This is a genomic window from Verrucomicrobiota bacterium, from assembly GCA_019247695.1.
GTDB lineage: Bacteria > Verrucomicrobiota > Verrucomicrobiia > Chthoniobacterales > JAFAMB01 > JAFBAP01.
Genome location: JAFBAP010000099.1, coordinates 1 through 15897, shown reverse-complemented (window position 1 = coordinate 15897; position 15897 = coordinate 1). Strand labels below are relative to the sequence as shown.

The following is a 15897-nucleotide window of genomic DNA, read 5'->3' as shown; positions in this document are numbered from 1 at the left end:
GTAACGCGTTGACGGCGTTCGCGACCTTGCCTGACATGGGAAGAGCAACCTCGGCAAATGCACCCGCCACCCGCCACCCGCCACGCGTTACGCGTTACCCGTTACGCCCGCGAGCCCGGGCCGCCGTTTGTGCCAGTCGGTCGTTTGCTCGTACGCGTTGGCGACCTGCAGGAGCCGGGCTTCCTCGAGGGTGTCGCCGAGGATCTGGAGGCCGATCGGCAAAAATTTGCCTTCCACCTCCGCAAACCCGCAGGGAATGCTGATGCCGCAAATCCCGGCGATGTTCGCAGCCAGTGTAAAAACGTCGGCCAGGTACATGCTCAGCGGATCGTTTGCCCGTTCACCCAGTTTGAACGCCGGCGTGGGCGAGGTAGGACAGATCACGGCATCAACCTCCTTAAACACGCGGGAAAAATCTTCACGAATGAGCGTACGCGCCTTTTGCGCGGTTAAGTAGTAGGCGTCGTAATACCCCGAACTCAACGCGTACGTGCCCAGGATGATCCGGCGTTTTACCTCCGCCCCAAATCCCGCTTCCCGGGTACGGCCGTAATGGTCCGGCAGGTCCGCCGGTTGTTCCGCCCGGTAACCGTACCGGACGCCGTCGAAGCGTGCGAGGTTTGCCGATGCCTCGGCAGGGGCGATGATGTAGTAGGTGCTGAGCGCGTACTCGGTGTGGGGGAGCGAAACCTCCACGACGTCGGCACCGAGCTTCCCATAATGGTCAACCGCCCGGCGGACGGCCCGCTCCACCTGCGGATCCAGCCCGCTGATGAAGTATTCACGCGGCAGCCCGAGCCGCATTCCCTTGACCCCCCGTTCGAGGCCGGCCGTGAAATCCGGCACGGGTTCGTTCAGCGACGTGGAGTCGCAGGGATCCACGCCCGAAATCACCTGTAGGAGCAAGGCCGCATCCCGGACAGTCTTCGTGAACGGGCCGATCTGGTCGAGGGACGATGCAAAAGCCACGAGACCGTAACGCGACACCCGGCCGTAAGTCGGTTTCAGACCCACGCACCCGCAAAAGGCCGCCGGCTGGCGAATCGAACCTCCGGTATCTGACCCCAGCGCAGTGAACGCCTCGTCGGATGCCACCACCGCCGCCGACCCGCCGCTGGAACCGCCCGGGGTTCGAGCCGGATCGTACGGGTTGTGGGTGGGGCCGAACGCTGAATTCTCGGTCGACGATCCCATGGCAAATTCATCCATGTTGGCGCGACCGAACGGTATCGCCCCGGCCGCACGCAGCCGGGTAATCACCGTCGCGTCGTACGGGGCACGGTATCCGGCCAGGATCTTGGACCCGCACGTGCAGGGTGCGCCCCGGACACTGATAAGGTCTTTGATCGCGATCGGCACACCGCCGAGCGGCCTGGTCACGTCAGCTGCTTCGGCGTCGCGGATCGCTTGTTCCAGGTCAAAGGAAAGGTACCCCCGAATCGCGGGATCCACCGCCTCGATCCGGCGCGCCAAGGCCCGCACCACCTCAATGGGCGACACTTCCTTTGCGGCGATCTTCGAGCGCAACCCGTGCACATCGAGCGTAAAGATCTGATCCACAGCCTTAATCCAAAACTTTCGTCACCAGAAATAATCCCTGTGCCTGGCGGGGAGCGTTGGCCAGCGCGTCTTCCCTGGGCAGGCCCGGCCTTACCTCGTCGGCCCGAAATACGTTGTAGAGAGGGAAACTGTGGGCCGTAGGCTCCACTCCGGCAACGTTTAACCGGTTCAGCTTGGCGACGTGATCAAGAATGTGCCCAAGCTGAGACCGGAATGTGGCAACCTCTTCGGGGGTGAGTTTGATGCGGGCTAATTCGGCGACGTACTCGACATCGAGATCTTCCGGACTCATCCCAGATGCTGGATCAGTTGGACCAGTAAAAAAAGTACAAATGCACCCGCCACCATCACCGCCACCAGCATCACCGCCAACTGGGTCCGGGCGGCACGACGCTGGGCGCGACGGGGCTTCGTCGGGCGTTCATCTCCCGATTCTTCGTCCCCGGTGCCGTGGAGCACATCCGACGCATCAAAAGGGCTCCTGCCGGTGTTCGTTCGGAGCACGACCTGCTGGTGGCGCCGTTCGCTCTGCTCCACGCGTTCTTGTTCCCGGCGCTCCTCCGCCTGCCTGGCCCGCAACGGCGCTTCCTCAATCAGGCGCTTGCAGCGGGCCATCTCGCGTTGCAGGGCTTGCTCCCTTTCCGAGAGTTCCTGCTGCTTCGCGTTAATGGGCGAGCCGTTAAATCGAGCTTTTCGAGCCATATCCGCCCTTGAGACCTCCTCTTTACCGCAAGCACAGCGTGATCACCAGGGCAATGATCCCGAACACGATCAGCGGCAGGGTGAAAGCCAGGCCTCGCTTGAGCCACAGCCCGAAATTCACTGCGCCCGCCTCCGCCGCGTCGTCATACCCGCCGATCGCCGTGACCGGCGCGAGCAACTCCTCGCCTGACTTGGCATTGATCTTCGTGATCGATTTATTGAACTCCGTCCGCGCGTCATCAACCGAGCTCAGGGCTTTGCTGAGCTCCTTATGCAGGTCCGCATTGCTCCAGTTCTTCGGGTTGATCCGTTCCAGCGCATCCAGGTGCTGAAGGAACGCGGCGTTGGTCGCACGCAGTTGTTCCACCCTTTTTTCCGCCTCGTAAGTCTCACGTTCGATGGTCACCATCGAACGGCTCAGCTTCTCGATCATCTCAGCGCGGCCCCGCTCCAGTTCCTCCTGCTTCCGGCTTAATTCTTCGAGCTCCCGTTTCTGGCGCTCGATCATTTCCTGCTGGCGCTTTAACTGGAGAAGTTGCTCCTGGGCACGTTGTACCTGGTTATCGAGTTCCTCCGGGGAATCAGCCTGATTCTCAGGTGATTCAACGTACCGCTCTTTCACGGGCTCCGCCATGGCCCTCCATTCTTAGGAATTTACCTCGTCCCGCAACGAAAATCTTATTCGTGACGCCAAACTCCGGGTGAAACTCATACCGGCCTCAGGGGTACAGGATGCGGCGTTCGCAGCGTTACCCGGCCGGCGCGGAAATGGTTCAGAACTTCGCCGGCTTCCAGGCCGGCTTGTCGCCAGTTTCGTCCCGCCACTTGCCGGATGAGCTCGCGCCGGGTTGCCGCCATCATCGGCGAGACTGCCTCGTGGCAGGCCCTGACAAACTCGGTCCGGGAAGTCGTCACGTGCACCCCTTGGAAATCCCGGCCGGCAAGCTCGCGTATCTGGGTCGCGACGACCGGACGGCCCGCGCAGAGGTATTCGTAAACCTTCCCGGGCATGTAGTCGTTGATCTCGGCCGTCTGGCGAAACGGGATGATGCAGGCGTCCACCCCGCGCAGGTAATTCGGCAGGTCTGCGTACGGCCTCGAGCCCAGCCAGTAAATGTTTCCCATGCGCGGCAAGCTCTCAGGTGAAATCCGCGCCAGCGGCCCGAGCATGACCACGTTCCAGTCCAGGGTTTCAGCCGCCAGCCTGGCCAGCAGCTTGAGATCGAGGCGCTCGTCGATGGTGCCTGCATACGCCAGCACCGGGCGATGAATGAACCGGCTGTCATGCGGCACCGCCGTATGGGTCTGAATCGCTTTCAGAAAATGCCGGACGTCGACTCCGTCGGGGATAAAACGATTCAACCCCCGAACCGCCGGTCCGAAACGCGCCTGCTGGCTTCGGCTTCGGAAGACCACCGCGTCGGCGACCTTGCACAGCGGCAAGGTCCCCCCTTCTCCTGCGAGAACGTCGAACACCAGCGGCGCCTCGCCAAACCTGTCCCGCAGCCGCAACCCGAGCGGGGCATCCTGTACCCAATGGATGGCTTCATGCACCGGAAAACCGCCGTGCCCGCATTCTGAGGCAAGGTGTTCGAGCATCGCGTCATAGGCTTGCGACGGCGTGCCCGAACGGAACATCGGGCCCCTGAACACCTGAAGCAGAGGCAGGCCGTCAACCTGCCGGATAGCCCGGACCGGCGCCTGCGCGACAAACGGAGATACCGGTGGCTCAATGAACAGCACCCGGCGATCCGCCGACAGCTGCCGGGCAAGATGATGCGGCCGGTTCCGGAATGCCTCCCAAGCATGGCGGCTGTAGATGACGAGCGGCGGTTGCGCCGCCTGCGGTGGTTCCGCCCGTCGGGCCGGAGTCCGTTTCCGGGCTGCCGCAGTGCCGGCGCGCGCGACGAGGCGTTCAGCGGCCACCGGCCCGACCGCGGCGTCACCGCCCTGGGCCAGGGCGCGGAACCGGTCAGCCAGTCCCGTCGATTCTCTCACGAGTTCACCCTCCTCAGTCCGGCGCAACGAGTAGATCCCGACCGGATGAATATGGCCCGTCTGATGGAGCATCGCCCCGTCCCAGTCGAGGTGATCCAGCAGGGGCCACCACGTAAACCCGATGCAGGGAAAGCCGTCCGCACGCAGCCTGCGCACATCCTCAACGCACCTTTCGAGCCAGGCGAGCTTCTCCGCGTCCGTCCCTGCGGCGCTGGTTTCGGTGATCATGAACGGCAGATGGTACCGGTGCCAGTAGGCCTGGGTCGCACGGTAAAGGCCGTAGGGCTTCCGGGCCGGACGCTGCCGGTAATACCCTTCCGGGCTGGTGTAGAGCTCGACCTCCGTGTGGAAATAGTAATCGAGTCCGATAACGTCGACCTCCTGGGGGTGCCGCAGAAACCAGTTCAGGTCATAGAGCGGCATCCCGTGCTGCAGAAGCCACTGCCGTAACGGGTGCTTGGGACCAATCCTGCCGAGCACCAGGTCCATCACGACGTGGCGCCGTTCCATCCGGCGCGCCACGTCCGCACCAAGTGATTCCGTCAGGTGCGGGCTCGTCTTTTCACTGGAGTCAGGTTCGTCCGTCTTGGCGACCTCCAGCGAATCGCAAAGGATGATCTCGACTTCACCCATGGTTTCACGAAGGGCCCGGATCGAGCGGGAGAGCGCTTGCGCAATACGCGACAAAAGCACCATGTAGCCCTGCAACCCCGTCCCGTGCGGCGGCCATAAACCGGCGTCTCCTGCGAAAAAAGCCGTCACGAGAGGCTCATTAACCGGACAAATGCTCGCTACGGCCGGATGCCCGCGGTAGCGCCGGCCGAATTCCCGGGAAAAGGCTTCCAGTGCGTCCGGAAACAGCAAATCGCCGAATGCATCCTGCAACCAGGCCGGCACGCCGAAATGCACCAGGTCAACAATTAACTGAATGCCGAGCTTCGCAGCTACGTCAAAGCGGTCATCGCACCACGACCAATCCCAGCTGTTTGGGGTGCTCTGGATAGCTGACCACGGAAGGGAATACCGCAACCAATGGCATTTAAGATCCAACGCTGTAAGTTCAAGGTCCTGTTTCCAAAGTCGATCGTGTTGTGTCCAGCGATACTGGTCGATGTTGAGGTGTGGAATAATCGAGCCTTCAATGCCGGACACCCAACGAAATGGCTGCCGCCAAGCTTCATTGGACCTGTAAGGACGCGAACCGATGTGTTCCATGGATTGCGGTAAATAAAACTAAGTGAAGATGCGTCTACGGAGGATGGCGGGCTTTCTGTCTCAGCACACTGACCAGGGGTCGGAATTTCTGCTTTCTTTAAATTCCACCGCCCAAAACGCTCTGCTATGCGAAAAGAGTCTGCAACCAACACAGAATTTGAGCGCCCGTCCAGCCAAATTTCCGTCCCCGTTCGCTTTTCGGTTCGGGGTTAGCCCAGATAAAGAGGGAGATATACAGTGGAGACGATTCAGGAACAAGAAGTTATGGTGGTAGGGAGCCCGGAATGCTACGGAGATAATCCTGCGCTGTGGGAACCATCTATTCCGATGCATCGGGTCCTTCCCCGGTCCAAAAATCAGGAATACCCTGAGACCCTTTGGCAACTCATCAAGCCGTATGCGTATAAGCACCGGTACGCCATTGCCCTTGCCCTTCTGCTGAATGCCCTGCCCGGATTCGCCATCGCCTTTCAGACCTTGATCCCTCGGTATTTGGTAGATGACGTCATGCGGCCTGCGAACGTCTCCCCGGTCCAGCGGCTGCAGCGGCTCGGTATGTTGATGGGAATATATCTGCTCGCGGCTTTCGTGGTCCGGATGGGGGCCTGGTTCGGGAGCTACAAAATTTTTACCTCCGTCCGCGAGAAAATCATCCTCGAGCTTAGGGTCCGGCTGTTCCGCCACATCAATCACCTCTGCCTGCGTTTCCATGGCCGTCATTCAAGCGGTGAACTCTTTACCTACGTGATGGGTTCACCGGTGATGGACATCAGCATGTTCTTTCATAACGCCGTCATCAACGTGCCTAACTCGATTACCACTTTCCTCGTCTCAAGCGTCTGGATTTTATTCTGGGACTGGAGCCTAAGCCTCGTGTTGCTTTTCCTGGTAATTGCCACCGTGCTGACAATGCGTTACGGCAGCAGCCGGCTGCAGTCTCTGTTCCAGCGGTATCAGGCGGCAGAAACCCGGATCATCGGCCGGGTAACCGACATATTTCGCGGCAACCGCGATGTGAAGATTCATGCCGTTGAAGAGCGGATGGGAGAGACTTTCAGGCAGAATGCAGACCAGCTGCGCAGGCAGGCGTACCAGCGCGACGTGGAGACGCACCGCGTCAACATGCGTGCCGAAGCGCTCAATTACCTTTGCTTCGTCCTGCTCTGCGCCGTCGGCACGTGGCGCTACCTTGACCACCACCTGAGTGAAGGACAACTCGTCGCGTTTCTCGCGTCCTACGCCGCGCTCCAGTTGCCGCTGAACTGTCTTTTCACCGTGGGGACCATGCATGGTCAGGCGCAGGTTAGCCTCAAGCGGCTCGTCAACGTGCTGAGGACGGACACCACCACCCCGGATCCCGCCCCGGAAGAACGCCGCACGTTACCGGCCACGGCCGCTATCACGCTCTCCCGCGTCAGTTTCGCCTACACACCCGGCCAGCCGATCCTCAGAAATATCAACATCACGATTCCCTTCGGCCAGAAAGTCGCGTTCGTCGGCCCGAGTGGATCCGGCAAAACGACGCTGGCAAAACTATTTCTCCGCCTTTACGATCCCGACGAGGGAGCCATCCGGATTGGAGATGTTGACCTGCGCCGCGTAAACACCGCCGACGTGCGCCGCCGATTCGGGGTCGTGCCGCAGGACCCGTACTTCTTCGCGACCACGATCCGCGAAAACCTGCTGCTCATGCGTGCAGACGCGAGCGAAGCTGACTGCCGCCGCGTGTGCGAACTGGCCAACGCGTGGGAGTTTATCCGTGAACTTCCACAAGGGCTCGAAACGCCGATCGGTGAGGGCGGCACCCGCTTGTCCGGGGGCCAGCGCCAGCGGTTGGCCATCGCCAGGGCTTTATTGCATGATCCTGATTTTCTGCTTTTCGATGAGGCCACCAGTGCCTTGGACGTGGTGAGTGAACGCCTCGTGAAAGAAGCCCTCGAGCGCCTACTGGTCGGACGAACCGCAATCTTTATCGCGCACCGGCTCTCAACCGTCAAAAATTGTGACCGGGTGCTGGTGATTGAACGGGGCCAGATCGTGCAGGACGGAACGTTCCGGGCGCTTAGCGAATGGCCGGGTCTGTTTCGAAAAATGGTCGAAAGTGACAAGTTTGATTTACCAGTAAAAAACCTGATCAAACCATCAGGAGCTTTCTGACGGTCAGGAGGCTCTTACCATACGAAGAGAAGGAGAATTTTCCTGCAAGGCCAGTGGTTCCGCATGATCGCGGACCCGCGAACCGTAGGAGTAACCAAGCATGAATCTCACGTTATCAAATCCGGAATACCCAATCATTGTTCATTCGCACCTGGGATGGGATTGGGTATGGCAGAGACCGCAACAGTTCCTGTCACGCCTTTCTTCCCGCCATCCGGTGCTATTTGTGGAAGGACCGGTGCCGGACCCGAACATTGATCAAGCTCGCCTTGAGATTCGTGAAGTTGCTGAATTTCCGGCCATCACCGTGCTCCGCATGGCGATGCCGGGCGCCCGGTGGGAGGATGGAGCGTGGGTCGACGATGAGCGCCGCCGGTTGGTAAAGGAAGTTCTGTCGGGCCCCTTGGGGCTGCGGTTCAGAAACCCGGTGCAATGGTTTTACGATCCGATGGCTGTGACCGCCTTCGCGGGCAAAATGGGTGAGATCTGCATCGTCTACGATTGCATGGATCAGCTGAGTCAGTTCCGCGGCGCTCCTCCGGCCCTGGTGGACCGTGAACGCGAACTACTGCGCGTTGCTGACGTCGTGTTTGCCGGCGGTCCCAAACTGGGTCAGGAAAAGCGGAAATTCAATTCGAACACGCATGCCTATGGGTGTGGAGTGGATGTTAGACATTTTTCTCGCGCGCAGGATCCCTGCATTGAGCTTCCACCCGAGGTGGCGCAACTTCCCAAACCCATTTACGGATTTTTCGGCGTTATCGACGAACGGATGGACTATGAACTGTTGGGTCGCCTCGCCGGCTATAACGCCGGCGGCAGCGTGGTGCTCGTGGGACCCTGGATCAAAGTCGACCCGGCTGATTTCCCCAAACGCCAAAACCTGCACTTTTTAGGTGGACGAGATTACAAAGACCTACCCCGGTACGCGGCTGCTTTCGATGTGTGCCTTGTGCCGTTCGCCCTTAACGAGGCCACCGAATATATCAATCCGACCAAGATCCTTGAATACATGGCCACAGGCCGCCCGGTGGTTTCCACGCCGATCGAGGACGTCGTCCTCCAGTTCAGTGACGTCGTGGAGATCGGGTCATCCCACGACGAATTCTGCGCCCGCTGCAAGCGCGCCGCAGAAACGCCGGGGCGCGACAAAATCGCCCGTGGTTTGACGATGGCGGCAAACAATACGTGGGAGGTTATCGTCGAAAACCTGGAGCGGCATATCCAGGAGTTTCTGACGTCGGCTCAACCGAAGCGCGTAATAGGAGCAGGAGCGTGATTGGCACGCGTGTGAAAAATTGTGAGGAAAACAATTTATGTTTGACTACTTGATCGTAGGCGCAGGGTTCGCCGGCAGCGTTTTAGCTGAACGGCTCGCGTGTGGATCTAACAAAAAAATACTGATCATAGACCGCCGAAATCACATCGGAGGCAATGCCTACGATCATTATGACCGTGCGGGCATCCTGGTTCATAAGTACGGCCCGCACATCTTCCATACAAACTCCAGAGACATCTTCGAATACCTGTCGCGCTTCACCGAATGGCGTACCTACGAACATCGCGTGCTCGCCAGCGTCGACGGCCAGCTTGTGCCCATCCCGATTAACCTGGATACGATCAACAAACTTTACGGCTTGAACCTGAATGCCTCGCAGGTTGAGGATTTTCTGAGAAGCAAGGCCGAGAAAAGGGACGTCATCCGTACCAGCGAGGACGTGGTGATCAGCAAAGTCGGCCGGGAGCTGTACGAGAAATTTTTCCGGGGTTACACGCGGAAGCAGTGGGGACTGGATCCGTCGGAACTCGACGCCTCCGTTACCAGCCGCGTCCCTACGCGCACGAACCGTGACGACCGGTATTTCAGCGACGTTTACCAGGCGATGCCGTTGCTCGGTTTCACCCGGCTGTTTGAGAACATGCTCGACCATCCGAATATCAAGGTCCTGCTGAACGCCGATTACCGCGAAGTGGCGGCCTTGATTCCGTTTCGCGAAATGATTTACACCGGCCCGATCGACGAGTTTTTTGACTATTGTTACGGAAAACTCCCGTACCGGTCGTTGCACTTCAAACATGAAACCCATGACCGGCCCGTCTTCCAGCCGGCGCCGGTGATTAATTACCCGAACGAACACCCGTTCACCCGCGTCACGGAAATGAAATACCTGACCGGGCAGGAGCACTCCAAGACGAGCATCCTTTACGAGTTCCCGTCTTCCGAAGGTGACCCTTACTACCCGGTGCCCCGTCCGGAGAACGCGTCCTTGTACAAGAAATACCAAGCCTTGGCCGCACAAACGCCGGATACGCACTTCGTCGGCAGGTTAGCCACCTACCGGTATTACAACATGGATCAGGTCGTCGGCGCGGCCTTGACGTTGTACGCGGAACTGAGCGGTCTGAAGAAACGCACCGACGACGGCAGCAGCGGGTCTACGGTTGCGCGGGCCAGCCGGGTTCACTTCACCAACGGGCATTCTACGGTGCTCGCCACGGTAAACTGAAACAGGCGAGCCGCCGCGGCGCGGCATCGCGATTCAGAACTTCGCGGCGGGGTTGGTGGCTGAGACGGTGCTCCGCGCCTGGGTCGGCTTCGGTATAGGTTGGGAACGCGAGAATCGTTCGCCGGACGCTTTTTCGTCACGGTCTAACAATTGCGCCAGCACCGTCGTGACCCCCTGAAGGTCTGCCACCATCTCGGCTTGCCCGACGGTAATTGGCAGGAAATCCTCCCCGTCCAGCTTCGGACGTTTTTGCAGTTCCGTGATCCGGCGCTCCAGCGCCACCGCCTTGTCGGCGAAAAACGTCAGCTTGCAAATCTCAGCGTACGCCCGGACCGCTCGAACCTGGTGCAACACCGCCGCCAGGCGCGACCGTAGTTCCTGGTCCCGAAGATAACCCGAACCGAATTTCCCGTTGCCGCAAAGCGCCTGGTTGACGCGGTTCAAGGCTTCCCGCGAATCGCTCACAAACCGCTCCAGTTGCCGCGGCCTCACCATCAGCATCTCCAGCGCCATCTGCAATTGGCGCTTTTCCCGGTACGACGCCTCCAGCACCTGATGCTGCAGCGTTACCCGCTCCGTAATGTCCTGAACCGACACCAGCAGGTGCCTGATCTCTTTTCCGTTTTGTACCCGGTGAAAGCCGAACTCAAGATAGCGACGGCAAAGCTTATGGTCAGGGCCGTCGAAGGTGATCTCAACGCACGTTAACGGATTAAACCTGGCCAGCAGCAATTCGATTTTTCGCGGGTCGAACATCAGGTTCAGGTAGTCCGCCGTCAGCCGATAGAGTTCTTCGGACACCAACGGGCGTAGCAGTTCGAGAAAGTGGGCCCCGACCAAGTCGTGGCGGCGCAAGAGGCTTTCTAATGCCCGCGAGTAATCGCCGCGGATGCGAAGATCCGGAGCGAGCAGGAACAGCCCTTGCAGAACGGTCGCCAGAATCAACGCGGCATCTTCCTGGGCCGTCGCAAGTTCGGTCGTGATGGCGCGCAATCGATGGTGCTCTTCCCTTGCCAGTCGCGACATTTCCCGCCGGCTCAGCGCGATCGACGAGAACAGAAACGTGTCTTCAAACAGCATCCAGCAGACGTGTTCCAGGGCGTGGCCAAAGCTCCCGGTTGCCACCCCGAATGCCGACTCCGGCCAGAAAAGCGAACGGAGTCCCTGGTCAAGCCCGGCCGTCACCGTCGCGGTAAGCAAGACCCACGGGTCGCGATAGAATGCCAGGAACGCCAGGGACCCGAACACATGAAAGTGCGTTTCGACCCGGCCCCCGGTCGCCTGGATCAACAAGGCCCCAAACAGCATCTGCGCCGCGGCCACGACGTGGCGCGTGAACCAAACGCCTGGAAAAAAGCGGATAAGCGCCATCGGGGTGCCCACGAGCAGCCCGCCGAGTCCCACCGGAATGATCAGGCGGTCGTGCAGGGACGCCTGGGTTGCTTCCCAGGCCAGCGGCGACACCCACCCGCAGACGATGATCCCGGCAATCCACTGAATTAGAAACATCCAGAAAAAATGTTCCTCCGCACGGATCCGGAGGCGAAGCTCCTCACGACGGAAGAGCCCCTCAGCCGAAGCGGTGAACTCAGGCGCTGAGCAGGAAGGTGGTGGCGGGACGCTTGCGGCGGCCGCGGCGGTCATATCGATGGCGACCGAGTCCCCAGAAATTTTATTCTGGCATGTCTTCTGGCGCATCGGCCTAAAATTTTTCGGTTACAATTCAACGTGGTTTTCTGTGCGGTCGCCCTCCTCGACGAATTTTACCGTCCCGCCGGCCAAGGCACGGGGTCCCGAAGCGCATAATCGGCAAAATGGCCGCGTAATTTATTCCTGGTGCGGGCCGCAAAAGCGCTTGAAGCGTTTTCCGGGTATCGACCGCGCCTGCAGCGGCCAGGCGCAAGCACCACCGCCCTGTGGCAAGGCCAAGACCAGAGGCGACCCTTTGCCGGCGCCCCTTAACGACCTTTAACGAAACAAATGGCCCTGGAGGGCAAGTCGGCGCCCCGGGCTGCCGTCCCTCGAGCAGATTCTAGCAATTATAATGATTACTCGGTTAAACCTCGGCTGCCGCCGTACGTTAACCTAATGCAACACGACATTCGCGCCGCGCGTCCCTTGTATGACTGACACGCTCTCTTCTCAGGATCAATTGCCGGAACGCCTGAATCTAGCCCTCCAGACGGCGGGACTGGGCGAGTGGGCTTGGGATCTGCCCAACGGCCGCGTGCGCTGGGATTACCGGATGCATGCTCTCTGCGGTCTCGCGCCGGGCGGTTTCTCCGGCCGCCACGAAGACTTCCTCGCGCTCCTGGAGCCGGGTGACCGGGCGCGGCTGAGCCGCGAGATCGAGGCCGCCTTGGCGGCACACGGCGGGCAGGGCAGCAGTACGTTTCAGCTGCTTGACCCCGCAAGCGGTCGCAAACGCACGCTGGAGATGTGGTTCAAAGTCTGCCGCGGCACCGGGACACACCCGCAGCGCGTCATCGGCGTGTGCCGGGAGGTAACCGGGCCCAACGGTGACGAAGCCGCGCTGATGAGGGACCGGGATTTCCTGTCCACGCTCATGGAGCACCTCCCCGACAACATTTACTTCAAGGACCGCGAAAGCCGCTTCCTGGCCGCAAGCCACGGCGTGCTCGCCATGGCCGGCTGCAAGGATCAGTCGGAGATTCTCGGTAAAACCGACGCTGACATCTTTACCGACGCGCACGCGAGCCAAGCCCTGGCCGATGAGCGCCGGATCATCGCAACCGGCCAGCCTTTGATCGGTATCGAGGAAAAGGAGACCTGGCCCGACGGACGCGAAACGTGGGTCTCGACCACCAAAATGCCCCTGCGCGATTCGGCCGGCAACGTGATCGGCACCTTTGGATTGTCGCGTGACATTACCGGACGCAAACTTGCGGAACAGGAATTGAGACAGGCCAAGCAGGCGGCTGACGCTGCCGCCCGGGCGAAGGGTGAGTTTCTGGCGAACATGAGCCATGAGATTCGCACCCCGATGAACGGGGTGATCGGGATGGTTGACTTGTTGCTTGACAGCGCATTGAACCCGCAGCAACGCGAATTCGCCGAGGCCATCCGCACCAGCGCAGACGCACTTCTGGCGATCATTAACGACATTCTGGATTTCTCCAAGATCGAAGCCGGCAAGCTCACCTTCGAGCACCTGGACTTTGATCTGGTTGAGACCGTTGAGGCGACTTTGCAGGTCCTGGCTGAAAGCGCCCAGGCCAAAGGGCTCGAGCTGGCCGGCGCCATACCCCCCTGCCTGCCCGCACACCTGCGCGGTGATCCCGGAAGGCTGCGCCAGATTCTCAATAACCTGATCAGCAACGCCATCAAGTTCACCGAGGCGGGACAGGTAATCGTGCGCGTCTCTCTGGCGAGCGAGACTGAGTCCGATGCGGTCATCCGATTTGACGTCGAAGATACCGGTATCGGGATTGCACCCGAGGCGCAGAGCCGTCTGTTTAAGGCCTTCAGCCAGGCTGACGCCTCTACCACGCGCAAATACGGCGGGACTGGTCTGGGGCTTGCGATTGCGAAGCAGTTGGCAACCCTGATGCACGGCAATATCGGGGTGCACAGTGAACCGGGCAAAGGGTCGACGTTCTGGTTTACGGCCCGATTTCAAAAACAGGCCGCCGGCGCGCGCCGGGACGATCAAATCAGCCGTGACCTGTTGGACGTACGGGTGCTGGTGGTCGACGATAACGCGATCAACCGGGAGATTCTTTGCCACCAGACCTCCGTCTGGAAGATGCACGCCGGCAGCGCCTCCAGCGCGGAAGAGGCGCTGCGCCTCCTCCGATCCGCCGCCGCTGCGGGTGAGCCATTCGAGGTCGCGCTGTTGGACGTGCAAATGCCTGAAATGGACGGCATCATGCTTGCCCGCGCCATCAGGGCTGACCCACTGATTTCCGGTACCCGGCTCATCGTGCTGACCTCGCTCGGGCAGGTCTTGAGTCCGTCGGAGATGAAGGAGTTGGGTCTCGACGCTTACCTGGTCAAGCCGGTCAGAAAAGCGCGCCTCTTGGAGTGTCTGGTCAGCGTGGTGGGCAATGCGCCCGGTGAGGATGCCGTGACCGGGGCGACGAGGGCGGCGCCGCCGGAGAAGGCCTCGACCCCTCCCGCCCCAGACGCTCGTAAGGTGCGGATTCTGGTGGCAGAGGACAATGCCATGAATCAAAAGGTCGCCTTGGCTCAGTTGCGTAAACTCGGCCACGGCACCAGCACCGTGGCTACCGGGCTCGAAGTTCTCAGCGCCCTTGAGCGCACCGATTACGACGTTATTCTCATGGATTGCCAGATGCCGGACATGGACGGCTACCAGGCGACGCGCGCGATTCGCGAGCGCGAACGAAATCCGGACCGGCCCTGCCCGTGGAAGCCGCCCGTCTACATCATCGCGATGACCGCTCACGCCCTGCCGGGCGATCGCGAACGGTGCCTCGCGGCCGGCATGGACGATTACCTCGCCAAGCCGGTCCGCGAGCCGGAACTCCGGGCCGCCCTTGAGCGGTCAAACGCGGCGACCCGAAGCAGAACGGAGCGATTGCCGGCGGCTTACCGGCCGTCCCCGGCCGGCGCGCCCGGGCCTGTCCCGGCCCGAATCAATCCCCCCGCGGAACCGGCCCCGTGTCCGCTTCCCGTCGACGCGCCACGATTGAGGGAGGTAACCGACGATGATCCGGGGCTGCTCGTTGAAATGGTTGACCTTTATTTTGAGCAGTCGGCCGATTTCATTGCCGGGCTGGACACCGCCATCAGGAACGGCGCGGCAGAAGACCTTGCGCAACTCGCGCACGCCTATGCGGGCGCAAGCGCCAACTGCGGGATGACGGCGGTCGTGCCTCCCTTGCGAGACCTGGAGCGTATGGGGCGTTCAGGCCGCCTTCAGGAAGCTGGCCAGGCGTACGCCGAAGTCGTCCACGGCCTGAACCGGATACGAGAGTTCCTGCCTGCGGTTCACGAAAAATCATCGCTGCACGACTCAGGCCACACACCGGTTTAATCCCGGCGGCACCGTGCCGATAACGTCCTGTGGATGTTTTCTGGGCATCCGTGAAGGCCGGTTCGCCCTGCCAGGTCGCTCAGCAAACCCACGGGCGCGGCTTACGGCCCGGCAAAGCTTCAACGGAGCAGCCTCAGCGTGAACGAACCAAACCTTTTTGTTTTTAAAGTCAGTTTCAACGGGTGTAATGCGTTTGATCCACCGAACGACGTTTTCTCGCTGAAGGGCTGTACCGTCGTCGTCGAAGTCGAACCGGAAGGGATGGCCAGGTTTATGGGTATCCACCATTCAGCCGACGTGGATCGATGCCTCGCCGAAGAAATCGCTGAGCAGACCGCGCTTCAAACCATTCAGAAGGACTTGCCTGAAGGCTTCGTGCCCGGATGCGACATCGTCCAGCTCCGCCGGCTTCCGGACGAAGTACAGCACCGGCGGCCGACGCTGCATGCCGGGCGCGCGTACGCCTGGCTTGTCGAAATGCCACAAATGAAGAAGTAACGGGTGTCGGGTGTCGGGTAAAGTTCGGAGTTCGGGGTTCGGAGCGGCAGAGAATGCCACAAATGCCACAAGCGGAAAAGTGCCGCAAATGATGAGGGTGTCGCGTTCGGCGTTCGGCGTTCGGCGTTCGGCATTCGGCGTTCGGCGTTCGGCGTTCGGCGTTCGGAGTTCGGAGTTCGGAGTTCGGAGTTCGGAGTTCGGAGTTCGGAGTTCGGAGTTCGGAGTTCGGAGTTCGGAGTT

11 protein-coding genes are annotated in these 15897 nt (G+C 60.5%); 5 read left to right on the top strand and 6 right to left on the bottom strand.

Translation table 11 applies throughout. The features are described from left to right. Positions 1–87 precede the first annotated feature (87 nt). From gatA to JO015_10925, 5 genes are all read right to left on the bottom strand, one after another. Complete coding sequence (gene gatA, locus JO015_10945; GenBank protein MBV9999614.1) at positions 88–1560, bottom strand: Asp-tRNA(Asn)/Glu-tRNA(Gln) amidotransferase subunit GatA; 1473 nt, start codon at positions 1558–1560, stop codon at positions 88–90. Positions 1561–1564: 4 nt separating this feature from the next. Continuing rightward, on the bottom strand, positions 1565–1852 hold the full coding sequence (gatC, locus tag JO015_10940) for an Asp-tRNA(Asn)/Glu-tRNA(Gln) amidotransferase subunit GatC (protein ID MBV9999613.1): 288 nt from the start codon (positions 1850–1852) through the stop codon (positions 1565–1567). Beyond that, positions 1849–2262 (bottom strand): hypothetical protein, encoded by a 414-nt coding sequence (locus tag JO015_10935; GenBank protein MBV9999612.1) that lies wholly within the window; start codon positions 2260–2262, stop codon positions 1849–1851. The genes gatC and JO015_10935 overlap by 4 nt, the downstream gene beginning before the upstream one ends. Before the next feature lie 22 nt (positions 2263–2284). Continuing rightward, positions 2285–2896: a hypothetical protein gene (locus JO015_10930; GenBank protein ID MBV9999611.1), complete on the bottom strand. Its 612-nt coding sequence runs from the start codon at positions 2894–2896 to the stop codon at positions 2285–2287. 74 nt (positions 2897–2970) lie between these two features. Further along, positions 2971–5475, bottom strand: coding sequence for a family 1 glycosylhydrolase (locus JO015_10925; GenBank protein ID MBV9999610.1), 2505 nt, complete (start codon positions 5473–5475; stop codon positions 2971–2973). A 237-nt stretch (positions 5476–5712) separates the two neighbouring features. On the opposite strand from JO015_10925, the gene JO015_10920 reads away from it, so the two are divergent. The 3 genes from JO015_10920 (at position 5713) to glf (ending at position 10139) form a co-directional block, all read left to right on the top strand. Continuing rightward, positions 5713–7632, top strand: coding sequence for an ABC transporter ATP-binding protein (locus JO015_10920; protein MBV9999609.1), 1920 nt, complete (start codon positions 5713–5715; stop codon positions 7630–7632). 100 nt (positions 7633–7732) lie between these two features. Next, entirely contained in the window at positions 7733–8911 is a 1179-nt protein-coding gene (locus JO015_10915; GenBank protein MBV9999608.1) for a glycosyltransferase, read from the top strand. Between the two features lie 37 nt (positions 8912–8948). Next, positions 8949–10139 (top strand): UDP-galactopyranose mutase, encoded by a 1191-nt coding sequence (glf, locus tag JO015_10910; protein MBV9999607.1) that lies wholly within the window; start codon positions 8949–8951, stop codon positions 10137–10139. A 33-nt stretch (positions 10140–10172) separates the two neighbouring features. Here glf and JO015_10905 read toward each other — a convergent pair whose 3' ends face one another. Next, on the bottom strand, positions 10173–11837 hold the full coding sequence (locus JO015_10905) for a hypothetical protein (GenBank protein MBV9999606.1): 1665 nt from the start codon (positions 11835–11837) through the stop codon (positions 10173–10175). Between the two features lie 424 nt (positions 11838–12261). Between JO015_10905 and JO015_10900 the strand changes: the two genes are divergently transcribed. Both JO015_10900 and JO015_10895 read left to right on the top strand, forming a co-directional pair. Continuing rightward, complete coding sequence (locus JO015_10900) at positions 12262–15159, top strand: response regulator (protein MBV9999605.1); 2898 nt, start codon at positions 12262–12264, stop codon at positions 15157–15159. Positions 15160–15297: 138 nt separating this feature from the next. Next, on the top strand, positions 15298–15657 hold the full coding sequence (locus JO015_10895) for a hypothetical protein (GenBank protein MBV9999604.1): 360 nt from the start codon (positions 15298–15300) through the stop codon (positions 15655–15657). The last annotated feature ends 240 nt before the right edge of the window (positions 15658–15897 follow it).